Here is a 24693-nt window from a genome sequence, read left to right on the forward strand (position 1 = left end):
GAACTTACTTCGTGTTCGCGTTCGCGGCGGCCACTGCCGTCATGTTGATGATCCGGCGCACGGTCGCGGCCGGCGTCAGGATGTGGACCGGCTTCGCGGCGCCGAGCAGGAATGGGCCGACCGTCACGCCTTCGCCGCCGACCATCTTCAGCAGGTTGTACGCGATGTTCGCCGCTTCGACGTTCGGCATGATCAGCAGGTTCGCTTCGCCCGACAGCGTCGTGCCCGGGAACGCGGCCTTGCGGACCGCTTCCGACAGCGCCGCGTCACCGTGCATTTCGCCGTCGACTTCGAGGTTCGGCGCACGCTCGCTGATCAGCTTGCGGGCCTCGGCCATGCGGCGCGACGATGCCGACGGCGCGCTGCCGAAGTTCGAGTTCGACAGCAGCGCGGCCTTCGGCGCGATGCCGAAACGCTCGATCTCGGCGGCCGCCTGGATCGTCATGTCGGCGAGCTGTTCTGCGCTCGGCACTTCGTTCACGTACGTGTCGCACAGGAACAGGTTGCGGCCCGGCAGCATCAGCAGGTTCATTGCCGCGTAGTGCTCGGCGCCCTGCGCACGGCCCAGCACCTGCTCGATGAACTTCAGGTGCGTGTGGTACGTGTCGATCATCCCGCAGATCATGCCGTCCGCGTCGCCCAGGTGCACGAGCATCGCGCCGATCAGCGTGTTGAACTTGCGCAGCGCGGCCTTCGCGACTTCCGGCGTGACGCCGTCACGCGCGCCGATCTCGTGGTACGCCTGCCAGTAGCGGTGGTAGCGCGTGTCGTCTTCCGGATTCACGATCTCGAAGTCGACGCCGGCCTTCAGCTTCGAGCCGATCTTCTGCAAGCGCATCTCGACGACCGACGGACGGCCGACGATGATCGGCTTCGCGATCTTTTCCTGCAGCACAAACTGCGCGGCGCGCAGCACGCGCTCGTCCTCGCCCTCGGCGAACACGATGCGCGCCTGCTTCGTCTTCGCGGTCGCGAACACCGGGCGCATCACCATGCCGGTGCGGTAGACGGTCGCGCCGAGTTGCTCGCGGTATGCGTCCATGTCCTGGATCGGACGCGTGGCGACGCCCGAATCCATCGCGGCTTGCGCGACGGCCGGCGCGATCTTGATGATCAGGCGCGGATCGAACGGCTTCGGAATCAGGTAGTCCGGCCCGAACTCGAGCGAGTGGCCTTCATACGCCTTCGCGACTTCCTCGCTCTGGTCGGTTTCCTGCGCCAGCTCGGCGATCGCGCGCACGCACGCGAGCTTCATTTCTTCCGTGATCGTCGTCGCGCCGACGTCGAGCGCGCCGCGGAAGATGAACGGGAAGCACAGCACGTTGTTGACCTGGTTCGGGTAGTCCGAACGGCCGGTCGCGACGATCGCGTCGGGGCGCACGGCCTTCGCGTCTTCCGGGCGAATTTCCGGCTCCGGGTTCGCGAGCGCCAGGATCAGCGGGCGCTCGCCCATCGTCTTGACCATGTCCTGCTTCAGCACGCCCGCGCTCGAGCAGCCGAGGAACACGTCCGCGCCGACGATCGCGTCGGCGAGCGTGCGCGCGTCGGTGGTCGCCGCATAGCGCTGCTTCGACGGGTCGAGGTTGCCGCGCCCTTCGTAGATCACGCCCTTCGAATCGGCGACGAGGATGTTCGACTTCGTGAGACCCAGGTTCACCAGCAGGTCCAGACAAGCGATCGCTGCCGCGCCCGCGCCGGAACACACGAGCTTCACTTCGGACAGCTTCTTGCCGACGACCTTCAGGCCGTTCAGGATCGCGGCCGACGCGATGATCGCGGTGCCGTGCTGGTCGTCGTGGAAGACGGGGATCTTCATGCGCTCGCGCAGCTTCTGCTCGATGTAGAAGCATTCCGGCGCCTTGATGTCCTCGAGGTTGATGCCGCCGAGCGTCGGCTCGAGCATCGCGATCGCCTCGACGAGCTTGTCGGGGTCGGACTCGGACAGTTCGATGTCGAACACGTCGATGCCCGCGAACTTCTTGAACAGGCAGCCCTTGCCTTCCATCACCGGCTTCGCGGCCAGCGGGCCGATGTTGCCGAGGCCCAGCACCGCCGTGCCGTTCGTGATGACGCCGACGAGGTTGCCGCGCGACGTGTACTTCTGCGCGTCGAGCGGATCGGCGTGGATCGCCTCGCACGCCGCGGCGACGCCCGGCGAATACGCGAGCGACAGATCGAGCTGGTTCGACAGCGGCTTGGTCGGGGTGACCGAAATCTTGCCGGGTTTCGGGTTAAGGTGATAAGCGAGAGCGGCCTGCTTCAGTTGTTCGTCCATGATTGACCTGCGAGAGACATGCGAAATTTTTGACGGTTCAGTACACAGCACCTTGGGCCGCGTCTGCTTGAATCGAGGGGGTGGTCGACTGCGAGACGGCACGCGACGCGCCGGGTCGGCACGCCATCGAACCTTGGCGGGTGGCAAGAGAAAAGTACAAAGTACTGAACGATTTCTAAGGGTCGCCTAGTGTACACCCCCTAAATGCCGCCTGTTGGTGCAGCGCGGCATCCTCGCCATCAGCATCGGGCTGGTCGTGCCCCGTTTGTTTCACCGGTGGCGAGCCGCACGTCGAACCTGCGCGAATTCCGCCGAAAACCGGCCTGAATCGGGTAAAATAGCGGGCTACGCGCGCAGCGATGCGATTGTTGGCCCGATGGGTCCGTCGATCGCACCCCGGCCCCTCGGGCAGGTTCCCCTTGCTGCGCCACCGGGCCCGCGCCCGCTCTTCGCTCATCACCCAAGGAATGCCCATGACAGGCTACGATCGTCAGTCGATCTCGGATACGACCGCCAAAATCCTGCTCGAAGTGCAGGCGGTGCACTTCAACGCCGAAAAACCGTTCATCTTCACGTCCGGCTGGGCAAGCCCCGTCTACATCGACTGCCGCAAGCTGATCTCGTATCCGCGCGTGCGTCGTGCGCTGATGGAAATGGCGGAAACGACGATCATGCGCGACGTCGGCTTCGAGCAGATCGACTCGGTGGCAGGCGGCGAGACGGCCGGCATCCCGTTCGCGGCATGGCTCGCGGACCGCATGATGGTGCCGATGCAGTACGTGCGCAAGAAACCGAAGGGCTTCGGCCGCAACGCGCAGATCGAGGGTCATCTGGAAGAAGGCTCGCGCGTGCTGCTGGTGGAAGACCTGACGACCGACAGCCGCAGCAAGATCAACTTCGTCAACGCGCTGCGCACCGCGGGCGCGACGGTGAACCACTGCTTCGTGCTGTTCCACTACAACATCTTCAAGGAAAGCGTGTCGGTCCTGAAGGACATCGACGTCGACCTGCACGCGCTGGCGACCTGGTGGGACGTGCTGCGCGTCGCGAAGGCGTCGGGCTACTTCGAGACCAAGACGCTCGACGAAGTCGAGAAGTTCCTGCACGCGCCGGCCGAGTGGTCGGCCGCGCACGGCGGCGCGACGGCCCCGAAGGAGTAACGCCGGGCCGGCACGCAGCCGGCACCCTGGCTGAAAAAACCGCTCGCCTGGCCGCGAGCGGTTTTTTTTCGTCCGTCGATCGGCATCGCGGCCGCCCGAATCGCGGGCCGCGGCATGCATCGCTCATCGAACCCTAATGCTAGACTTGATCCATCGTCGCCATCAGCTGCGCGGGCAACGCACAACGCCAACAATGCCGGGAGCATCGGCCCGGCCCACGTGACGGGAGAAGCGCCATATGCGTGTGGATCGCCGGATCACTTCGCCTGCGTCCCCGGGTCGTTCGTCTCCGTTCATCGCCGTCCTGCTCTGCGCCGCCGCCGCGTGCGCCGCGTTTACCACCCTGCCCGCGCGCGCGGAAGGCCCGTTCACCGTGTCGAGCGACGAGCTGACGCCCGGCGGGCGCGTCGGCGCCGCGAACGTGTTCGACCGCGGCGACTGCAAGGGCGACAACCGTTCGCCGCAGCTCAGGTGGCGCAACCCGCCGCCCGGCACGCGCGGCTACGCGATCACGATCTTCGATCCCGATGCACCGGGGCACGGCTGGTGGCACTGGGCCGTCGCCGGCATCCCGGCGAGCGTCACGAGCCTGCCGGCCGACGCGAGCGCGTCGGGCTTCCTGCGTCGCATCGGTGCGAGCGAGGCACGCAACGACTTCGGGATCGACGGCTACGGCGGCCCGTGCCCGCCGCCCGGCAAGCCGCACCGCTACGTGATCACCGTCTACGCGCTGAAGGGCACGGACCTGCGCATCGGGCAAGGACGCCCCGCCCCGATGTTCGAGCACGAGATCGGCACGCTGACGATCGGCACCGCACAGCTCACGGTCACTTACGGGCAGTAAGCGCTCGCGTGTCCGCCGTGAGGCGTGTGGCGTGTATCGCCGACCGCCCGTCGCCCGTCGCCCGTCGCCCGTCGCCGATTGCCGATTGCCGATTGCCGATTGCCGATCTCCGGTCGCCGGTCTCCGGTTGCCGGTTGCCGGTTGCCGGTTGCCGGTTGCCGGTTGCCGGTCGCCGGTCGCCGGTCGCCGGTCGCCGGTCGCCGGTCGCCGGTCGCCGGTCGCCGGTCGCCGGTCGCCGGTCGCCGGTCGCGATTGTCCGCGCCTGCGAATTTCTGTGCGCCGCCCGCGCGCTTTTCTCCAGTCATTTCGGCTTGCTAGACTCGGCGGCACCGGTCGCGGCATCCCGCCGCGCATCCGTCGCGCCGCCCGACCGCGGCGCGTGACGCGGCTGGCCGCGGTGCCCGCCGTTTCGTCCCCTTCCGGAGAACGCTTCATGTCGAACATCGTCATCGTCTATCACAGCGGCTACGGTCACACGCAGAAACTGGCCGACGCCGTCCATGCAGGCGCGCAGGACGCCGGCGCCACCGCACGCCTGATCGCCGTCGGCGAGCTCGACGACGCGGGCTGGGCCGCGCTCGATGCGGCGGACGCGATCGTCTTCGGCGCGCCGACCTACATGGGCGGCCCGTCCGCGCAGTTCAAGCAGTTCGCCGATGCCACGTCGAAACCGTGGTTCACGCAGAAATGGAAGGACAAGATCGCCGCGGGCTTCACGAACTCCGCGACGATGAACGGCGACAAGTTCTCGACGATTCAGTATTTCGTCACGCTGGCGATGCAACATGGGATGGTGTGGGTCGGCACGGGCATGATGCCGGCCAACTCGAAGGCGGCCACCCGCAACGACATCAACTACGTCGGCGGCTTCACGGGCCTGCTCGCACAGTCGCCGGCGGACGCGACGCCCGACGAGGGCCCGCTGCCCGGCGACCTCGAGACCGCGAAGGCGTTCGGGCGGCGCGTCGCCGAAGCGACCGCCCGCTGGCTGGCCGGCGGCCGCTGAACGCGGCGGCACGCGCGAGCGCTCGCGCCGCCGGTGACACGGCAACGCGGCGCAGGCGCGTGACAGGGACACAAGACGGCCCGCGGGCCGTCTTTTTTTCGCCCCGTGCGGTGCAGGCCCGCCGGATGACGTCTTAAAATGGCGGTTTCAGGGCGCCGCGGCTCCCGTTTCATTCAGTGAGAGCGAAATGAGCACCAAAGTTTTTGTCGACGGCCAGGAAGGTACGACCGGCCTCAAGATCTTCGAATACCTGTCGGCGCGCAGCGACATCGAGATCCTGCGCATCGATGAAGCGAAGCGCAAGGACGTCGACGAGCGCCGCCGCCTGATCAATGCATCGGACGTCACGTTCCTGTGCCTGCCGGACGTCGCATCGCGCGAATCGGCATCGCTGGTCGAGAACCCGAACACGACGCTGATCGACGCGAGCACCGCGTTCCGCACGAGCGCCGACTGGGCATACGGCCTGCCGGAACTGACCCGCGCGCAGCGCGAGAAGATTCGCACGTCGAAACGCATCGCCGTACCGGGCTGCCACGCGTCGGCCTTCGTGCTCGCGATGCGTCCGCTCGTGGATGCCGGCATCGTCGCGCCGACCTTCTCCGCGCACAGCTACTCGATCACCGGCTACAGCGGCGGCGGCAAGTCGATGATCGCCGAATACGAAAACGCAGCGCCGGGCGGCAAGCTCGCGAGCCCGCGTCCGTACGCGCTCGCGCTGGCGCACAAGCACCTGCCGGAAATGGCCGCGCACACGGGCCTCGCGCACGCGCCGATCTTCACGCCGATCGTCGGGCCGTTCCTGAAAGGCCTGGCCGTGACGACCTACTTCTCGCCCGAACAGCTCGCGAAGCGCGCGACGCCGCAGGACGTGCAGCGCGTGTTCGCCGAGTACTACGCGGACGAGCCGTTCGTGCGCGTCGCGCCGTTCAACGCGGATGCGAATCTCGACAGCGGCTTCTTCGACGTGCAGGCGAACAACGACACGAACCGCGTCGACCTGTTCGTGTTCGGCAACGAGGAGCGCTTCGTCACGGTCGCGCGCCTCGACAACCTGGGCAAGGGCGCATCGGGCGCCGCGATCCAGTGCATGAACCTCAACATCGGCGCCGCCGAGGATGCAGGCCTCAAGCGCTGATTCAACTTGCATGCGATGCAAAGCCGGCCGCTGGCCGGCTTTTTATTTGCCCGCATCAAGCAATAAATCAAAAATCCGGATCACGCATTTACAAATATTTACAAGCTTTCCGTTGCGTAATTGCCGGCAAATTAATTTACCCCTTTCTCCAGTCAATCCCGAATAGGGATAAACCGGATATCGCCGCTTTAAACGCTGCCGTTATACGCGTGAAGGCCTCGAGCGCCGTCCATGCGTGGCAGCCGCCCCACTCCGGCAGCACTCCAGCGCCCTCCGCGCGTTTTAATTCTTACTGAAAGCGCTATCCCGCAAGGATTCATCGCGCGCGCGTTGTTTCAATCGTCTTTTTTAGACGAGTTCATCAATTGACAGCAAAAATCCTGGCAGCGACATTAGCTCGCACAATTAAACGATTGGAGACAGCGGCATGTCGCACGCCTTATCAAAGGGGGTGGCAACGGCCTTTGCCATCGCCCCTTTCCTGATTGCCTGTGGGGGAGGAGACGGCGGCTCGCCCGCGCCGATCGAGGCCCCTCAATGTTCCGGATCGAGCTGCGGCACGCAAGGGCCGCCGCCGTCGCAGCCCGTCAACGGCGCGCTGTGCCCGGCCGATGCCGACATCGTGAAGAGCACCTACCTCGGCGGCGCCGGCAGCGGCGAGATCGTCAGCGTCAACATCGACGCGGTCGCGATGACGTACACGCTCAAGTGGCTCGAATCGCCGATTCCGCTCGCGACCGGCACGGTCACGCCGAGCCGCGCCGGCACCACGATCACCGGCAAGGTCATCCACCCGCCGACCGGCGCGCTGCCGACCGCGGAGCAGACGCGCTGCGCGTTCGTCTTCACGCCGGGTTCGGGGAAGGCACCGAACGGCTCGACCTATTCGACGGCCGCCGACTTCAACCAGGCGAACCCGCCGATGCTGCTGGTCGGCATGGGCGTCGCGGGCGGCGGCATCCCCGGCGCGACGGTGCAGTACGACGGGCTGACGATCACCGTCGCCGGCGTCCCGATCTACAAGAACGTCGGCCAGGTGCCGAACCGCCACTTCGACTTCTACCCGTTCCTCGGCTTCGCGAACACGACGACCGACCTCACGAAGCTGCCGGGCACCTACAACGCGCTGCTCTACCACCTCGTGCCGTCGGGCAACTACGCGACGAAGGGCACGAATTCGAGCGAGACGTTCGATGCGAACGGCGCGTGCACGTCGACGAGTGCGGGGGGCTGCCAGACGACCGGCGATCCGTGGACCGTCAACACCGCGAACGGCGGCTACCTCGACAGCACGAAGGCACCGCAGATCCTGCCGCAGACGGCGCTGCCGATCGTCGGCACGACCGGCAAGTCGGCGACCGCGCACATGGTGATCGGTCAGCTCAACGGCGCGACCGTGCCGGTGGTGGTCCGCACCGGCTACGTGTATCTGGGCACCGACCTCGCGCTGCACACCGACGCCAAGGTCGACGACGAATCGGGCATCGCGGTGCTCGGCAAGGCAACGGCGATCCAGTCGGGCGCGATCGACGGCGGCTACGCGGGCGCGGATTCGAACTTCAAGTACACGGCGGCACTGATCCGCGGTAGCAACGCGTCGTTCATCAACCCGACCACGCAGGCCGAGGAAGACGCCTTCACGCTCGACTACGGTCAGGGAACGCCGGGCCTGCTGAACACGACGACGACGCCGGCGAACGGTGCGACCTATCCGTCCGCATCGGGCGTGGTAATCGCGACGGGCGGCCTGTACGCGGCGCTGATCCAGGGCACGGTGAACGGCGGCGTCACGTCGACGTCGGCGAACTCGAGCACGTCGTCGACACCGTACTTCGGCGTGGGCGCACAGATCAGCAAGTAGCGATCGAGGACGCGGCGGCCGGTGCGCCGCCGCGGGATGCAGGGAAGGCACGCAACGACGGCGCCCGGCACGGCGCAGCAGCACGAGCACAAGCAACAGAAGCGGCCGACAGGGAGCCGGCCGCCCGACAAGACAAATCTGGAGGAGCAACATGAAGCGCAACCTCGTTCTCGCGGCGGCCCTTGCCGCCCCCCTTCTTTCCGCATGCGGCGGTGGCGGCGGCGATAACCCGCCCCCGCTCGTCGAAGACCGGCTCTGCCCCGCCACGCTCGACTACAACACCGTGTACACCGGCGGCGCGGGCAGCGGCGAACTGGCCAAGGTCCAGCTCGACACGACCAAGATGACCTGGCAGGTCACCTATGTCGAATCGCCGGTGCCGCAAAAGACCGGCACCGTCACGCCGACCCGCGCGGGCACCGTCGACAGCGGCACGCTCACGCAGGAAACGATGCTGCCGACCAACAAGCTGAACCAGTGCGCATTCCGCCTGAACGGCGCGAGCCTCGACGCGTCGCGTCCGGCGCGCATCTTCGTCGGCTTCGGTGTCGCGGGCGGCACGATTCCCGGCAAGGAGATCCAGTTCGACGGCGTGCTCGGCCAGGCCGCGGTGCCCGACACGAAATTCCCGTACTACCCGTTCATCGGCTTCTCGTCGATCGAAACCGACATCACGAAGGTCGCGGGCACGTACAGCCACATCGGCTTCGGCGAAGTGCCGTCGCAGAAATTCGCGCCGGCATCGATCGATGCGAAGGTGACGATCAACGCGGACGGCACGTGGACCAAGTGCGACACGACCGGCCAGTTCGCCGGCGGCGCGTGCATGCAGCAGGGCACGAACTTCGTGCAGTCGGCCGACGGCAGCGGCGCGTTCCAGAGCAACAACTACCGGAGCCAGCTGAGCCCGACGCTGTCGGCGACGCCGCAAGGCAAGGGCTTCATGATCGTCGGCAAACTGCGCAACCAGCTGGTGCCGATCCTCGTGCGCACGGGTGTCGCGAACCCGAACCCGACGCCCGACAGCAACGGTGTGCCGGGCCTGACCGCCGACGACGAATCGAGCATCTCGATCCTCGCGCCGCAGACCGCGATCGCGGCCGGGTCGCAAAACGGCGAATACATCGGCGTCGACAGCCAGTTCGACTACCGGACCACCGCGCTGATCAACAACCAGGCCACGCTGCTCGATCCGTTCCAGCCGTCGCAGGCCTCGCTCGCGACCCCGCTCGACCTGGACTACACGCAGAAGGTGCCGGGCACGGTCACGACGATCCACACGGGTTCGGGCAGCACGTCGCCGACCGGGAAGTTCATCTTCACGGGTGGCGTGTTCGGTTTCCTCGACAACGCGGGTTCGACGCCGTATTTCACGATCGGCGCGTTCGTCCAGTAAGCGGAGGAAGCCGTGATGAAGAAGACCCTTCTCTGCGCGGCGGCCGGCGCCGCCGCCCTGGCGCCGCTCGCGGCGCACGCGCAGAGCGCCGGCAGCAACGTCGTCACGCTGGGCTGGTTCCACGTGATGCCTCAGCAGAGCAGCACGCCGATGACGACCAACGTCGCGCCGACGCCGATCAACACACCGCTGCGGCTGCCGCCGTCGTTCACGTCGCCGGGCACCGGGCTGCGTACGAGCGGCGCCGACACGGTCGGCCTGACGGTCAGCCACTTCCTGACCGACCACATCGCGGTCACGTCGGTGGCGGGCGTGCCGCCGGTGTTCAAGGTGTCGGGTCAAGGCACGATCAAGCCGCCCGGCCCGGCCGGCGCGCTCGGCACGCAGAACATCGGCCTCGCCTCGGTGAACCCGATCGTGAAGAGCGTGCGGCAGTGGAGCCCGGCGGCGATCCTGCAGTACTACTTCGGGGCGGCGACCGCGAAGTTCCGGCCGTTCCTTGGCCTCGGCGTTTCGTACAACTGGTTCAGCGACCTGCAACTCAACACGAACTTCATCAAGCAGACGCAGGACAACCTCGGCGCGATTCTCGCCGCGGGCGCGGGCAAGCCGGGTACGACATCGGTTGAAGCGAAGGCGTCGTCGTCATGGCAGCCGGTATTCAACGCGGGCCTGCAGTACAACATGACCGAGCATTTCGGGCTGGTCGCGTCGGTGACCTACATCCCGCTGAAGACGACGTCGACGGTGACGATCAAGGCGGCCGACGGCACGGTGCTCTCCGAGTCGAAATCGGACCTGAAGGCCGACCCGATCATCAGCTACGTCGGGATGACCTACAAGTTCTGATGCCGGCGATGGAGGACGGAGAATGAATGGACGGCCCGCGCAAAAAACGCGGGCAAAAAAAAGCCCGCCTAAGAGGCGGGCTGAATCCATATCAGAGGAGACATGGAGGAGACAGGTGTAACTATAGCGAATCAGTTTCCGCATTGCAACATTTCCGTAGAGAAAATAAGGATTTTCCCTCGAATGCGCACTCTAGATCGCTAGTTCGAATCCGACCCCCTCCCGTTCTCCCGGTCGAGCACCTCGCCCAGCGTGTCGCGCAGCAGCGCGACCGGCCGCGTCAGGCGGCCCGGCAGCGCGCCGTGCACGATCCACACGTTGATCCGCGTTTCCAGCCCCGCCGTTTCCACCACCCTCAGCGCATCGCGATGCTTGCTGCGCGCCAGTGCGTTCGGCGACGCAATCCCGATGCCGGCACCGCGCGCGACGAGCGACAGCTGCAGCTTGGAGCCGAACGCCTCGACCGCGACGTCGAACGGCAGCCCCGCGGCGCCGAGCGCACGGCTCAGCGCCGAACGCATCCCGCAGCCGTCCTGGCTCAGCACCCACGGAAAACCCGACAGCACGTCGAGCGACAGCGGGCCGGCCGGCAGCGGGAAATCGCGCGCGGCGACCAGCACCGTCGGCTGCGTGCCGAGCGGCGTGGCCGTCAGCGTGTCGGGCAACGCCGCGCTGGCCGGCACCATGACCGCCGCGACATCGAGCGTGCCGCGCTCGATGCCCTGCACGAGCGCCGGCGACCAGCCGGCCGTCACGCGCAGCGTCAGCCGCGGAAACGCGTCGCGCAGCCGGTCGATCGGCCGCTCGAGCGCCAGCTCGGACAGGAACGGCGGCACGCCGATGCGCAGTTCGCCCGACGGCTCGCTGTCGGGCGCGCCGGCCGCCATCAATGCGTCGACCGCACCCAGCACGTTGCGCGCGAGCGCATAGACGTCGCGCCCGGCGGCGGTCGGCTTCAGCGGCTTGCTCTGCCGCTCGAGCAGCGGCATGCCCAGGAGCGTCTCGAGGTTCTGCACGCGTCGCGTGAGGCCCGGCTGCGTCAGATGGAGCTTCGCCGCGGCCGCGACCATCGACCCGCTGTCGACCACCGCGACGAACGCCTGGAGATCACGCGTATTCAAAGCAAACTCGCATAATCATGTTAGACATATTTCAATTGTCGCATAAACATCCGGCACCTACGATGGGGATTCCTTCGCTCGACGCTCCAGGCTTCCGATGAACTGCCCTGCCGACTCCTGCCCCGCCCCCGGCCGCGCCGCGCGCGGTGCACCGCCCGTGCTGAGCACGGGCATGACGCTCTTCTTCGCCGCGACGGTCGGCGTGATCGTGATGGACCTGTTCGCCGCGCAGCCGTTGACGGGCCCGATCAGCGCCGACCTGCACCTGCCGCCCGGTCTCGCGGGCCTCGTCGCGATGCTGCCGCAACTCGGCTACGCAGCCGGCCTCGTGCTGCTCGTGCCGCTCGTCGACCTGTTCGAGAACCGCCGGCTGATCGTCGCGACGCTCGTCACATGTGCGGCCGCGCTCGCGTTGCCGGCGTTCACGCGGTCCGGCACCGTCTTCCTGCTCGCGACGCTGGCCGCCGGCGCCGCGTCGAGCGTGATCCAGATGCTGGTGCCGATGGCCGCGTCGATGGCGCCCGAAGCGCAGCGCGGCCGCGCGGTCGGCAACGTGATGAGCGGGCTGATGCTCGGCATCCTGCTGTCACGGCCGCTCGCCAGCCTGATCGCGGGCACGGCCGGCTGGCGCGCGTTCTACGCGCTGGCCGCGCTCGCGAACGCGGCGATTGCGGCAGTGCTCGCGCTGCGCTTGCCGCCGCGTGTGCCGCCGGCTGCGGCCGGCTATCGCGCGCTGCTCGCGTCGATGGGCCGGCTGCTGGCCGACGAAGCGGTGCTGCGCCGGCATGCGCTGTCGGCCGCGCTCGCGATGGCCGCGTTCAGCGCGTTCTGGACCGCCGTCGGGTTGCGGCTCGCGCAGCCGCCGTTCGGCCTCGACCTGCACGGCATCGCGCTGTTCGCGTTCGCCGGCGCGAGCGGCGCGATCGTCACGCCGCTGGCCGGCCGCGCCGGCGATCGTGGCCACGGCCCGGCCGCGCAGCGCATCGCGCACGTGACAATGCTCGCGGCGCTCACCGTGCTCGGCATCGCCGGCGCCGGCTGGTTCGGCTTCGATGCGCACGCGCATCGCGGTGTCGCGCTGGCGCTGCTCGCCGGCGGCGCGGCGCTGCTCGACGCGGGCGTGATCGTCGACCAGACGATCGGCCGCCGGGAAATCAACCTGTTGAACCCGGCCGCACGCGGGCGGCTGAACGGGCTGTTCGTCGGGTTGTTCTTCGTCGGCGGCGCGCTCGGCGCGGCGCTGGCGGGCAACGCATGGGCGTGGGGCGGGTGGAGCGCCGTGTGCGGCGTCGGCTTCGCGTTCGCGGGCGCGGCCGCGGCGTTCGGCGTGTCGGGCGGGCGCCGGAGCGGCACCGCGGCGTGGCCGCGCGCGTAACGCGGGCCCGGACATGAAAACGCCCCGCCCTCTGACGAGGCGCGGGGCGTCCGGCGGGCCGCGTGGCCGCGCTGGCCAAAATCAGTGACGGACCAGCGCCATCATCGCGCCGAAGCCGACGAAGATCCCGCCCGTCAGCCGGTTGAACACCTTCGCGACGCTCTGGCTCTTCAGCGTCGCGCCGATGCGCGTGCCGAACGACGCGTAGACGAGATACCAGCTGACCTCGATCACGGCGAACGTGACGACGAGGATGCAGAACTGCGGCAGCGTCGGCTCGGCTGCATTGATGAACTGCGGCAGCAGCGCGGCCGCGAACAGGATCGCCTTCGGGTTGCTGCCCGCGACCAGGAAACCGTTGCGGAACAGCGCCCAGCGCGATGCCGACGTGCCTTGCGAAACCGCATCGACGTCCGCGGCCGGCGCGTCGTCGACGCGTGCGCGCCACGCCTTCACGCCGAGGTAGATCAGGTAGGCGGCGCCCGCGAAGCGCAACGCATCGAACGTCGCCGGCCACGCCTCGAGCACCGCCCCGAGCCCCGCCGCGGACACCGCGAGCATCAGCACCAGCGCGCTCAGGCAGCCTGCCATCGTCGACGCCGAGCGGCGCAGCCCATGCTGCGCGCCGTGCGTCATCACGAGCAGCATGTTCGGACCGGGAATCGCCGACACGACGAACACCGTCGCCACGAAAAGCCACCACGTATGCAGGTTCATGACCGCCCCGACCGAAAGAGAATTGAAATGTCGATTATGCCGTGCGCGCGGCGTTTTTGTCCCGCGTCGGCTCAGCGGCCCGCGCGGCGCAGCGCGACTTCGCCGAGCACCGCGAAGTCCTGTTCGCCGCCGCCGTGCGCGAGCGCATCGAGCAGGCTGTCGCGCACGACGCTCGCCACCGGCAGCGGCACCGACGCCGCGTCGCCGGCCTCCAGCGCGAGCCGCACGTCCTTCAGCCCGAGGCGCGCCTTGAAGCGCGCGGGTTCGTAGCTGCGCTCGGCGATCATCCCGCCGTAGCCTGCGTAGACCGGCCCCGGGAACACGCTGTTCGTGATCACGTCGAGGAAATCGCGCATCGCGACGCCGTGCGCGCCGAGCAGCGCGGACGCCTCGCCGAGCGTCTCGATCGCCGACGCGAGCGTGAAATTCGCCGCGATCTTCGCGACGTTCGCATGCTGCGGCAGCGAGCCGAACCGCCAGGTCTTCTGGCCGATCGCGTCGAACAGCGGCTGCACGCGGTCGATCGCCTCGGCCGGGCCGCCGGCCATGATCGTCAGGCGCGCGGCGGCCGCGACGTCCGGGCGCCCCATCACGGGCGCGGCGACGTACTCGAGGCCGCGCGACGCATGCGCGTGCGCGAGCGACTCGGCGAGCGCGACCGACACCGTCGCCATGTTCACGTGGATCAGGCCGCGCGGCGCCTGCGCGAGCAGCGCGTCGTCGAATACTTCGCGCGCGGCCGCGTCGTCGGCGAGCATCGAGAACACGGCATCGCCGCGAAACGCGTCGGCCGGCGTCGCGACGATCTGCGCGCCCAGCGCGGCGAGCGGCTCGGCGCGCTCGCGCGACCGGTTCCAGACCCGCACGGCGTGCCCCGCCTTCAGCAGGTTCGTCGCAATCGCCTGCCCCATTTCGCCCAGCCCGATAAATCCGAGATCCATTTCCCCGCTCCTTCGACCCGTGAAGCGGGGAGTTAAACACAGATGGCGGCGGCCTGCAGCCCCCGGCGACCGGCCGTGCGCGGTGCGATACTGCGCCAATGGCGACCGCGACCTTCCGCTTCCACGGCGAACTGAACGCGTTTCTCGCGCGCGAGCAGCGCGAGTGCGCGTTCGCGCATGCGTTTGCGCGCGACGCGACGGTCAAGCACGCGATCGAGGCACTCGGCGTCCCGCATACGGAAATCGGCCGGCTCTGCGTGAACGGCGCACCGGCCACCCTCGACCGGCCGCTCGGCGACGGCGACCGCGTCGACATCCATCCGGAGCGCGCGCGGCCGGCGGCCGCCTCGCCGCTGCCGCAACCGGACCGCTGGCGCTTCGTCGCCGACGCGCATCTCGGCGGCCTCGCGCAGCTGCTGCGCCTCGCCGGCTTCGACACCTGCTACGACAACCACTACCGCGACGACGAACTCGTCGCGCTCGCCGCGCGCGAAGGCCGGATCGTGCTGACCCGCGACCGCGAGCTGCTGAAGCGCCGCGCGGTCGTGCGCGGCTGCTACCTGCATGCGCAGCAGCCGGACGCGCAGCTGCGCGAGCTGTTCGCGCGGCTCGATCTCGCGCCGCACATGCGGCCGTTCCGGCTGTGCCTGCGCTGCAACGCGCCGCTGCACGCGCTCGATGCGGCGGACGCCGCGCCGCGCGTGCCGCCGGGCGTGCGCCAGCGGCACCGGCGCTTTGCCGCGTGCGACGTGTGCCGGCGCGTGTTCTGGGAAGGGTCGCACTGGCGGCGCATGCGCGCGGTGGTCGATGCGATGCGCGCGCCGCCGCCCGATGCCCTCGACGTCGCGGACGCCTGAAAAAACAAAACCCCGCAGGCCGAAGCATGCGGGGTTTCGCGACGGCCGGCCGGCAGCGGCGCCCCCGGCGGAGCGTGCTTAGTTCTGCGCGCCTGCGTCGTTCCGGACGTGGCTGACGCCCCTGAGAAAAACAAAACCCCGCAGGCCGAAGCGTGTGGGGTTTCGCGACAGGGGGCCGGCAGCGCCGGCCCGGTGAAGCGTGCTTAGTTCTGCGTGCCTGCGTCGTTCGTGCCGGCGGCCGAAGCGGCTGCAGCCTTCGCCTTGCCCTTGGCCGAACCGTGTTGCTTCAGCTGGTGCTTCGGCTTGCTGTGATCCTTCTTGGCCGGTGCCGGTGCAGCGGCCGACGTGTCGGCTGCCGGCGCCGACGCCTGTGCGAATGCCGAAACCGATGCGAGAGCGAATGCTGCGGTCATGATCGAAGCGAGCGTCTTCTTCATTGTTCTTCCTTTAGCGGAGAAAAAGTCAAACGTACCGGTAAGAGATGCGAGGCATCCGCATCGGAACATCAGTCGCGCCGGGTTGCCGGTCGCCGCCGGACGGGTCGGCTCTCGCCTTTCCGCCTCGGCAAATACTGACGCACAGGCTCCATAACGCATCGCCCGCGCGGCGAGTTGACATGCAGCTTGCATCGTTCGGGTTTCCCCGGGGGGCACGGGTTTCGCGCCCACGCGACGCGCCGCCGGGACCTGCGTCAATCGTCCGACAAACCGGCTCTCGCGCCCGTCGCCCCGACGCTATACTGGCCACCTTCCGTCCCAACCGGACGCGGCCGGTCACGAGACCGCCGCCGTCGCAAGGCGCCCAAATTGCCCGATCACAATCTGGACAAACTGAAAATCGACCGGCGTCCGATCGCACCCGCGCCACGCCGGCGCCGGTGGGTCCGCTACGCGGTCGCCGCCGCGCTCGTCATCGTCGCGATCGTCGCCGCGCTGGCGCTCACCGGCCGGCCGACGGTCGACACGACTTCCGTCACGTCCGCCTACCCGTACCAGAACGACACCCAGCTCAACGCGACCGGCTACGTGGTGCCGCAGCGCAAGGCGGCGGTCGCGTCGAAAGGCCAGGGTCGCGTCGAGTGGCTCGGCGTGCTCGAGGGCACGCGCGTGAAGAAGGACGAGATCATCGCGCGGCTCGAAAGCCGCGACGTGCAGGCGTCGCTAGCACAGGCACGCGCGCAGGCGCAGGTCTCCCGTGCGAACCTCGGCGTCGCGCGGGCAGAACTGAAGGATGCGGAGATCGCGCTGCGCCGCACCGCCGCGCTCGCGCCGAAGGGCGCGGTGCCGGCCGCGCAGCTCGACATCGACACGGCCCGCGTGAACAAGGCACGCGCGTCGGTCAACAGCGACGAAGCCGCGATCGCGTCCGCCGAAGCCAATGCGCAGGCCGCGCAGGTCGCGGTCGACCAGACGGTGATCCGCGCGCCGTTCGACGGGATCGTGCTCGCGAAGCACGCGAACGTCGGCGACAACATCACGCCGTTCTCGTCCGCGTCGGACAGCAAGGGCGCGGTCGTGACGATCGCCGACATGGACACGCTCGAAGTCGAGGCCGACGTCGCCGAATCGAACATCGCGAAGATCCGCGCGGAGCAGCCGTGCGAGATCCAGCTCGACGCGCTGCCCGACATGCGCTTCGCGGGCCGCGTGTCGCGCATCGTGCCGACCGTCGACCGCTCGAAGGCGACCGTGCTGGTGAAGGTGCGTTTCGTCGACCGCGACGAGCGCGTGCTGCCCGACATGAGCGCGAAGATCGCGTTCCTGTCGAAGCCGGCGTCGCCGCAGGACCGGCAGCCGGTGACGGCCGTGCAGGCGAGCGCGGTGGTCGAGCGCGACGGCCGCCCGGTCGTGTTCGTCGTGAAGGACGACACGGTGCGTGCGACGGCGGTGACCCGAGGCGCGCGGATCGGCGAACTCGTCGCGATCCGCGGCGTGAAGCCCGGCGACACGGTCGTGCTCGCGCCGGGCGCGAAGCTGAAGGACGGCGCGAAAGTCGCCGTCGCGAAGAAGTAGCGTGGCGCGCGTGAACGACGCCTCGCCGCCCCTCGTCGAGATCAGCCACGTCGCGAAGTCGTACCGGCGCGGCAACCAGGTCGTGCCGGTGCTGACCGACATCACGCTCGACATCGGCGCAGGCGACTTCGTCGCGCTGATGGGGCCGTCGGGTTCCGGCAAGAGCACGCTGCTCAATCTCGTCGCCGGCATCGACCGGCCCGACAGCGGCGAGCTGCGCGTGGGCGGCCTCGACATCTCGCGGCTCGAGGAAGCGCAACTGGCCGAATGGCGCGCGGCGAACGTCGGCTTCATCTTCCAGTTCTACAACTTGATGCCGGTGCTCACCGCATTCGAGAACGTCGAGCTGCCGCTGATGCTCACGCACCTGTCGCGCCGCGAACGGCGCGAGCGCGTCGAGCTGGTGCTCGACATGGTGAATCTCGGCGACCGGACCAGCCATTACCCGTCCGAGCTGTCGGGCGGCCAGCAGCAGCGCGTCGCGATCGCGCGCGCGTTGATCACCGACCCAGTGCTGATCGTCGCCGACGAGCCGACCGGCGACCTCGACCGCGCGTCGGCCACCGACGTGCTCGCGATGCTGCAGCGGATGAACGCGGAGCTCGGCAAGACGATCATCATGGTGACCCACGATGCGCACGCGGCTGCCGCCGCGCAGTCGCTCGTGCATCTGGAGAAAGGAGAGTTGATCGATGGGCACGCCGTCTGACGGACGGGAGCGCGCACGATGATGGTGTTCAAGCTGATCGCGCGCAACGCGCTGCGGCACCGGCTGCGCACGCTGCTGACCGTGCTCGGGCTGACCATCGCGGTGCTGGCGTTCGGGCTGCTGCACACCGTCGTCGACGCGTGGTACGCGGGCGCGGCCGCCGCGTCGAGCGGCCGGCTCGTCACGCGCAACGCGATCTCGCTCGTGTTCCCGCTGCCGGTCAGCTACGAGAACCGGATCCGCGGCGTCGACGGCGTGACGGCCGTGGTCCGCTCGAACTGGTTCGGCGGCATCTACCGCGACCCGAAGAACTTCTTCGCGAGCTTCGCGGTGTCGGAAAACTACCTCGACCTGTATCCGGAATTCATCCTCCCGGCGCAGCAGCGCGCCGACTACGTCCGCGACCGCCGCGGCTGCCTGGTCGGGCGCCAGCTCGCGACGCAGTTCGGCTTCAAGGTCGGCGACGTGATTCCGCTGAAGGGCACGATCTATCCGGGCACGTGGGATTTCGTCGTGCGCGGCATTCTCGACGGCCGCGACGACTCGACGATCACGCGCCAGCTGGTGTTCCACTGGGACTACCTGAACGAGACGGTGCGCAAGCGCACGCCGAAGCAGGCCGACCAGGTCGGCGTGTTCGTGCTCGGCGTCGCGCACCCGGACGACGGCGCCGCGATCGCGCGCAACGTCGACGCGGTGTTCAGGAACTCGCTCGCCGAAACGCTGACCGAGACCGAACAGGCGTTCCAGCTCGGCTTCGTCGCGATGTCGAACCAGATCATCGCGGCGATCCGCGTCGTGTCGTACGTGGTGATCCTGATCATCATGGCCGTGATGGCGAACGCGATGGCGATGAGCGCGCGCGAACGCACCGCCGAATATGCGACGCTGAAGGCGCTCGGCTTCGGCCCCGGTTTTCTCGCGCTGCTCGTGTTCGGCGAATCGGTCGTGATCGCGGTGGTCGGCGGCGGGCTCGGGATGCTCGCGACGCCGCCGGCCGCGAGCCTCTTCAAGCAGGCCGCGGGCGGCATCTTTCCGGTGTTCAGGGTGTCGGACGGGACGATGGCGCTGCAGGCCGCGTGCTCGATCGCGGTCGGCTTCGCGGCCGCGCTGGTGCCGGCGTGGCAGGCGGCACGCGTGCGCGTGGTCGAAGGCCTGCGGGCGATCGGCTAGAGGCGCGCATCGATGGCCATTCCGCTCACCTACATCGCGCGCAACCTGTGGACCCGGCGGCTCACCACCGCGCTCACCGCGGGCGGGATGGCGCTGGTGATCTTCGTGTTCGCGACCGTGCAGATGCTCGACGCGGGGCTCACGCAGACGCTCGTGTCGACCGGCGAACCCGACAACGTCGTGGTGATCCGCAAGGGCGCGGAAACCGAGATCCAGAGCGCGATCGACCACCAGCAGGCCAACGCGCTCGAGATGCATCCGGCCGTCGCGCTCGGCCCCGACGGCCGGCCGCAGGTGTCGAAGGAGGCCGTCGTGCTGATCTCGCTCGTGAAGACGTCGACCGGCAAGCCGTCCAACGTCGTGATCCGCGGCGTGTCGCCGGCCGGCCTCGCGCTGCGCCCGCGCGTGAAGCTGGTCGCCGGCCGCACGTTCGCGCCGGGCTCGTCGGAGATCGTCGTCGGCAGCGCGATCGCGAGAGGCTTCAGCGGCACGCAGCTCGGCGACCGCCTGCATTTCGCGCAGCGCGACTGGACCGTCGTCGGCATCTTCGACGCGGGCGGCAGCGGCTTCGATTCGGAGATCTGGGGCGACGTCGACCAGCTGATGCAGTCGTTCCGGCGCACCAGCTATTCGTCGATGGTGCTGCGCGTCCCGAGCGCCGACGGTTTCGCGCGCTTCAAGGCCGACATCGACGTCGACCCGCGCCTCACCGACGAAGCGAAGCGCGAGCAGACGTTTTACGGCGACCAGTCGAAGGCGCTGTCGACCTTCATCAACATCCTCGGCATCACGCTGTCGACGATCTTCTCGATCGCTGCGATGATCGGCGCGATGATCACGATGTATGCATCGGTCGCGAACCGCACCGCCGAGATCGGCACGCTGCGCGCGCTCGGCTTCAAGCGCATGAACGTGCTTGCCGCGTTCCTGCTGGAGGCGCTGCTGCTCGGCTTCGTCGGCGGCGTCGCGGGGCTCGCGTGCGCGTCGCTGATGGAGTTCGCGTCGTTCTCGACGACCAACTTCCAGACTTTCTCCGACCTGTCGTTCCGTTTCGTGCTGACGCCCGCGATCGTCGTGAAGACGCTGCTGTTCTCGCTCGTGATGGGGCTCGTCGGCGGGTTCCTGCCGGCGATGCGCGCCGCGCGGCTGAACATCGTCGACGCGCTGCGCGCGCAGTGACGCGCGCGGCCGCTCACGCGCGGCGCTCGCTCGGCACCCACGCGCCGTGGAACCCGGCCGGCACGCGGCGCGGCAGGTGCACGGTCGCGACCGGCGCCGCGTCGATCGCGCGCGCATCGAGGATCACGACGTCGCTCGTATCCGTCGCCGCGCGGTAGACCACCACCAGCAGCCAGCCGTCGTCCTCGTCGGTGCCGCCCGGGCGCGGCACGAACACCGGCTCGCCGTTCTGGTCGCCGGCCGGCACCGCGTAACGCGTCGTCGTGCCGCGCATGTGATCGAAGCGCATCACGCCGCGCATCTCGGTGTGGTTCGGCTGCTCGGCCGCATACAGGTAACGGTAGCGGCGCCCGGTCCGGCTTTCGTTGATGCGCGGCAGCTCGATGCCGCCATCGGCGAGCGGCCCCTCGTCGACCAGCCCGTTCGCGGTATCGATCACGTAGCGCCACAGTTCGCCGACCGGGTTGTCGGCGAACCGGCCGGTGCGCGCGTCGAGCCGCAGGAACCACGGATAGCGCACCGCATCGAGCACGATGCACGACGCATCGCAGTCGTACGCGTTCACCACGTGCTGGACGAAGCACGGCTCGATCCCGAACCAGCGCACGTCGCCGCCGTGGCGCGGCATCACGCCGATCCGCGCGTCGCGGTCGTCGTGCCAGCGCAGCGGCATCCGGTGCCCGTGCTTCAGCATCGCGAAGTCGTAACCCACGTTCAGGTCGAGCAGCAGGCTGCGGGTCTCGGTGATCGCGAGGTCGTGCATCATCGACGGCGCGCGCACGTCGACCGCGAGGTCGACGCGCTGCACGCCCTGCGCGTCCGCGACACCGTAGCGCAGCCACGGCGCGCGCCAGTCCGCGCGAAACAGGATCAGTTCGCCGGTCACCGGATCGACCTTCGGATGCGCGGTCATCGCGCCGCCGAACGCCGCGTGCCGCGCGGGCGCACCGAGCGTGTCGAGCGCGGCCGTGATCGCGAGCGGCGCGCCGCCTTCGGCCAGCGCGAGCAATTCGCCCGCGTGCTGCAGCACGTTCACGTTCGGATTCGTGTCGGGCAGATGCGGCGCCTGCTCCGGCGCGTGAACATCGGCCCAGCGGCGCGTGCGGGCCCAGCGGTTCCGGTAACCCGCGGCGCGGCCGCGTTCGAACGCGATCGCGTGCAGCATCGCCGCTTCCGGCCACCACGACAGCACGTCGTTGCCTTCGAAACGGCCGCCCGGCGGATTCGGGCCGTTGCGCAGCAGCGTGCCGTCGAGTTCGCGCGGGATCGTGCCGGTCACGCGCAGGTCGACGAGGTCGGCTTCGTCGGCGACCGGCGCGATCGCGCCGTGGTTCAGATCGAACGTCGTCATCGCGTCGTGTGCTCCTTCAGCAGTCTTCGGTCGACGGCGGCAGATCGCCGCGCGCCAGTGCGAGCGCATGGTCGCGCACGTCGTCCGGCCAGCCGGCGACCCACTCGGCCAGCCGCGCCAGGTCGTTCGCATACAGCGCGCGCGCGGCCTCCTCGAAACCGGGCAAGTTGCCCGCGATCGCGGACATGAAGTGATAGGCGCGCGCCTGCGCGTCGCGGCGCCGGTCGGCCGCCGCATGCGTGCGCCGCGCGTCCTCGACGAGCTTGCGCAGCGCGACGGACGCGCCGCCCGGCTGCGCGGCGAGCCACTCCCAGTGACGCGGCAGCAACGTGACCTCGCGCGAGACGACGCCGAGCTTCGGACGGCCGCGGCCGCGTTGTTCGCCCGCCCCGCCTCCCTCCGCGGCGGGCGCGGATGCATCGCCCGGCGCTGCCGCGTAACGCGCGCGGATATCGTCCGCCGTGCCGCGCAGGTCGAGGTCGATCGAGCGGCCGGTCGCGTCGTCGAAGATCACGATCGTGCCGGACATGGCGTCGCCGGCCGCCTGCCGGACCGCGACCGCCACCGCCGCGAGCGGGCCCGACGCGACGCGCCGGTGGCCGTCGAACGCCGTGTAGGAAGGGAGAAGTGTGGAGAGCGTCATCGTGGTCGCCCGTGGGCAGAAATCGGAATGACGCTATTTTTATCCGGGTATAAATTGAATGTCAATATCACCCGGGTAAAAATTTGCCGACGCCGTGCGCGCGTCGGGTGAGCGCGCTGTCCGGTCTTCAGGGCGTCGCTGCCGGCATCGCGGTCACGCGCGCGCTGGCGAGCGCATCGTCGAGCGACACATGCCCTTCGAAGGCCGACGACGCCGGTAGCGGCCGGTTTTCCTCGATCGCGTGAGCGAACTGCACGCCGGCGTCGTCGGCAAGCCGTGCGCGCAGCGCGGCGACGCGCGGAAACGCATCCTGCTCGAACACCGCGTGATAGTCGGCCCAGCGGGCGATTCCCGCGAAATACGCGTCGGCCAGCGTGCGTTGCGCGCCGAGCAGCCACGGACCGTCGCCGCGCTCGAGCAGCGCTTCGAGGTGACGGTGCGCCTTCAGCACCTTGCCGCGACCGTATGCCTGCAGCACGGTTTTCTCGGCGCCTTCGGCGCCGTGTTCGTACACGTACCAGAGCGCGCCGAACGCGCTGAAGAACGTCGTGTTCAACCACGCGAGCATGCGGTTCAGACGGTCGAAATCCGCGCTGCCCTGGCGGAACGCGAGGCCGCTGTCGAGCGCCTGTGCGCCGACATGGCCGAGGATCGCGACGCTTTCGGTCAGCACGTCGCCGTTCGCGGTCACGAACGCCGGCGTCTCGGCGGCGGGGTTCAGCGCGAGGAACGCGTCGCTCGTCACGAGGCCCGGCATCGTGATGCGCGACAGCCGGTAAGGCCGGCCTGCCCATTCGAGCGCGACGATCGAGCCGAACGAGCAACCGGCGGGAATGCCGTAGAGAAGGATCGGAGACATGGGGATTTCGCAGAAGTTGATCGAGCAATCATGCTCCCATGACGAACGATCGCGCAGTAGCCGCTAGAATCGAAACCCGTCGTTTCTCCTGGTGGACGCTGACAGTGAATCTGAACGATCTCTACCTCTTCGTACAGGCGGTCGACGCGGGCAGCATGTCGGCGGCCGCACGTCGGCTCGACCTGCCGAAATCGACGGTCAGCAAGCGCGTGGCCGAGCTCGAGCGCACGCTCGGCGCGCGGCTCGTGCATCGCACGTCGCGCAGCTTCCGGCTGACGCCGGTCGGCGCCGAATTCTTCGAGCATGCGCGCGCGGCGGTGATCGAGGCCGAAAGTGCGCGCGACGCCGTGCTGCGGCAGGCGGCCGAACCGGCCGGCGTCGTGCGGATCACGAGTTCGGTGCCGGTGGCGCAGCACATCCTCGCGCCATGCCTGCCGGCGCTGGCGATCGCGCACCCGAAGCTGCTGCTGCAGATTCACGCGAGCGACCGGCTCGTCGACATCGCGCAGGAAGGCTTCGACATCGCGGTCCGCAGTCATTTCGCGCCGCTCCCCGATTCCGCACTCGTGCAACGGCCGCTGGCCACGTCGCCGATCGTCGCCGTCGCGTCGCCGGCGTATCTCGCGCGTGCCGGCACACCGGACGCGCCGACCGACCTCGCGCGGCACGACGGGCTTCATCCGGGTCCTCAGCCATGGCGGCTGCAGCGCGCCGGCGACACCGTCGACGTCGCCCCGCGCATCCGGATGCAGGCGGACGAGTCGACGCTGCTGCTGCAGGCCGCGACGGCCGGCCTCGGGATCGCATGCCTGCCCGACTGGATCGCGGGCGCCGCGCTCGCGTCGGGCGCGCTCGTGCGCGTGCTGCCCGGCTGGCGGGCCGGCACCGTCACGACCACACTGCTGATGCCGCACCGGCGCGGCCAGTTGCCTGGCGTGCGCGCCGCGGTCGAGTTTCTCGCGGAACACGTCGCGGCCCACCATGGCGCCGCCCCGGACGACGCGCACGCGTGAGCGGGCCTTCCGGCGATTCGCGCCCACAATTCGCGCCCGCCTCCAATCGATTCAATTCCTGAATCGATCAAGTCAGTAATTGGCATGAAAGCGCATATTTCGCCGTGACAGAATGATCCGGACGCCGTGCCCCAGGCATCGGCGTCCAACGTCCGGCTTCAGGCCGGCAACACCGCCACGAAAAACGCGCGCACCCGACGCGCAGCCGCACGAC

The 24693-nt window shown here is 68.8% G+C and carries 22 protein-coding genes; 14 read left to right on the forward strand and 8 right to left on the reverse strand.

Annotated elements, in window-relative coordinates; translation table 11 throughout:
- Positions 1-4: 4 nt before the first annotated feature.
- Positions 5-2275: an NADP-dependent malic enzyme gene (locus U4012_RS33525; RefSeq protein ID WP_321804028.1), complete on the reverse strand. Its 2271-nt coding sequence runs from the start codon at positions 2273-2275 to the stop codon at positions 5-7.
- Between the two features lie 473 nt (positions 2276-2748).
- On the opposite strand from U4012_RS33525, the gene U4012_RS33530 reads away from it, so the two are divergent.
- The 7 genes from U4012_RS33530 to U4012_RS33560 all read left to right on the forward strand — a co-directional run bounded on the left by U4012_RS33530 (position 2749) and on the right by U4012_RS33560 (position 10529).
- Complete coding sequence (locus U4012_RS33530; protein WP_006752465.1) at positions 2749-3435, forward strand: orotate phosphoribosyltransferase; 687 nt, start codon at positions 2749-2751, stop codon at positions 3433-3435.
- A 238-nt stretch (positions 3436-3673) separates the two neighbouring features.
- Positions 3674-4279: a YbhB/YbcL family Raf kinase inhibitor-like protein gene (locus U4012_RS33535; protein ID WP_044846328.1), complete on the forward strand. Its 606-nt coding sequence runs from the start codon at positions 3674-3676 to the stop codon at positions 4277-4279.
- A 433-nt stretch (positions 4280-4712) separates the two neighbouring features.
- Positions 4713-5285, forward strand: a complete 573-nt coding sequence (locus U4012_RS33540; protein ID WP_044846329.1) for a flavodoxin family protein — start codon at positions 4713-4715, stop codon at positions 5283-5285.
- A 187-nt stretch (positions 5286-5472) separates the two neighbouring features.
- Positions 5473-6423: an N-acetyl-gamma-glutamyl-phosphate reductase gene (argC, locus tag U4012_RS33545; RefSeq protein ID WP_321804031.1), complete on the forward strand. Its 951-nt coding sequence runs from the start codon at positions 5473-5475 to the stop codon at positions 6421-6423.
- Positions 6424-6850: 427 nt separating this feature from the next.
- On the forward strand, positions 6851-8284 hold the full coding sequence (locus tag U4012_RS33550; RefSeq protein ID WP_124489231.1) for a DUF2957 domain-containing protein: 1434 nt from the start codon (positions 6851-6853) through the stop codon (positions 8282-8284).
- Positions 8285-8435: 151 nt separating this feature from the next.
- Positions 8436-9680, forward strand: coding sequence for a DUF2957 domain-containing protein (locus tag U4012_RS33555; protein WP_044846332.1), 1245 nt, complete (start codon positions 8436-8438; stop codon positions 9678-9680).
- Positions 9681-9695: 15 nt separating this feature from the next.
- Complete coding sequence (locus U4012_RS33560) at positions 9696-10529, forward strand: OmpW/AlkL family protein (RefSeq protein ID WP_044846333.1); 834 nt, start codon at positions 9696-9698, stop codon at positions 10527-10529.
- Between the two features lie 200 nt (positions 10530-10729).
- Here U4012_RS33560 and U4012_RS33565 read toward each other — a convergent pair whose 3' ends face one another.
- Complete coding sequence (locus tag U4012_RS33565) at positions 10730-11650, reverse strand: LysR family transcriptional regulator (RefSeq protein ID WP_321804036.1); 921 nt, start codon at positions 11648-11650, stop codon at positions 10730-10732.
- Between the two features lie 97 nt (positions 11651-11747).
- Here U4012_RS33565 and U4012_RS33570 point away from each other — a divergent pair, with 97 nt between their 5' ends.
- Entirely contained in the window at positions 11748-13025 is a 1278-nt protein-coding gene (locus tag U4012_RS33570) for an MFS transporter (protein ID WP_321804038.1), read from the forward strand.
- Between the two features lie 81 nt (positions 13026-13106).
- Here U4012_RS33570 and U4012_RS33575 read toward each other — a convergent pair whose 3' ends face one another.
- A complete protein-coding gene (locus U4012_RS33575; protein WP_257775750.1) occupies positions 13107-13742 on the reverse strand; it encodes a LysE family translocator in 636 nt (211 codons plus the stop codon).
- Positions 13743-13813: 71 nt separating this feature from the next.
- Positions 13814-14725, reverse strand: coding sequence for an NAD(P)-dependent oxidoreductase (locus U4012_RS33580; RefSeq protein ID WP_260427334.1), 912 nt, complete (start codon positions 14723-14725; stop codon positions 13814-13816).
- Between the two features lie 56 nt (positions 14726-14781).
- Here U4012_RS33580 and U4012_RS33585 point away from each other — a divergent pair, with 56 nt between their 5' ends.
- Positions 14782-15540, forward strand: coding sequence for a Mut7-C RNAse domain-containing protein (locus U4012_RS33585; RefSeq protein WP_321804041.1), 759 nt, complete (start codon positions 14782-14784; stop codon positions 15538-15540).
- A gap of 203 nt (positions 15541-15743) precedes the next feature.
- Here U4012_RS33585 and U4012_RS33590 read toward each other — a convergent pair whose 3' ends face one another.
- Positions 15744-15977, reverse strand: a complete 234-nt coding sequence (locus tag U4012_RS33590; protein WP_044846339.1) for a hypothetical protein — start codon at positions 15975-15977, stop codon at positions 15744-15746.
- 369 nt (positions 15978-16346) lie between these two features.
- Between U4012_RS33590 and U4012_RS33595 the strand changes: the two genes are divergently transcribed.
- Genes U4012_RS33595 through U4012_RS33610 form a run of 4 tightly spaced genes read left to right on the forward strand, consistent with a single transcriptional unit; the run spans position 16347 to position 20613 of the window.
- Positions 16347-17552, forward strand: coding sequence for an efflux RND transporter periplasmic adaptor subunit (locus U4012_RS33595; RefSeq protein WP_321804043.1), 1206 nt, complete (start codon positions 16347-16349; stop codon positions 17550-17552).
- 10 nt (positions 17553-17562) lie between these two features.
- Entirely contained in the window at positions 17563-18261 is a 699-nt protein-coding gene (locus U4012_RS33600) for an ABC transporter ATP-binding protein (RefSeq protein WP_124520499.1), read from the forward strand.
- 18 nt (positions 18262-18279) lie between these two features.
- Entirely contained in the window at positions 18280-19434 is a 1155-nt protein-coding gene (locus U4012_RS33605; RefSeq protein WP_124489227.1) for an ABC transporter permease, read from the forward strand.
- 12 nt (positions 19435-19446) lie between these two features.
- Positions 19447-20613: an ABC transporter permease gene (locus U4012_RS33610; protein WP_321804047.1), complete on the forward strand. Its 1167-nt coding sequence runs from the start codon at positions 19447-19449 to the stop codon at positions 20611-20613.
- A gap of 13 nt (positions 20614-20626) precedes the next feature.
- Here U4012_RS33610 and U4012_RS33615 read toward each other — a convergent pair whose 3' ends face one another.
- The 3 genes from U4012_RS33615 to U4012_RS33625 form a co-directional block, all read right to left on the reverse strand.
- Positions 20627-21964, reverse strand: coding sequence for a carotenoid oxygenase family protein (locus tag U4012_RS33615; RefSeq protein ID WP_321804049.1), 1338 nt, complete (start codon positions 21962-21964; stop codon positions 20627-20629).
- A gap of 16 nt (positions 21965-21980) precedes the next feature.
- Entirely contained in the window at positions 21981-22607 is a 627-nt protein-coding gene (locus U4012_RS33620; RefSeq protein WP_321804051.1) for a DUF2239 family protein, read from the reverse strand.
- Between the two features lie 127 nt (positions 22608-22734).
- Positions 22735-23466 carry a glutathione S-transferase gene (locus U4012_RS33625; RefSeq protein ID WP_321804053.1) on the reverse strand — a complete coding sequence of 244 codons (732 nt, stop codon included), beginning with the start codon at positions 23464-23466 and terminating at the stop codon, positions 22735-22737.
- A gap of 38 nt (positions 23467-23504) precedes the next feature.
- Here U4012_RS33625 and U4012_RS33630 point away from each other — a divergent pair, with 38 nt between their 5' ends.
- On the forward strand, positions 23505-24479 hold the full coding sequence (locus U4012_RS33630) for a LysR substrate-binding domain-containing protein (protein ID WP_321804055.1): 975 nt from the start codon (positions 23505-23507) through the stop codon (positions 24477-24479).
- Positions 24480-24693 lie beyond the last annotated feature (214 nt).

Origin of the sequence: Burkholderia sp. BCC1988, from assembly GCF_905339895.1 — a bacterium.
GTDB lineage: Bacteria > Pseudomonadota > Gammaproteobacteria > Burkholderiales > Burkholderiaceae > Burkholderia.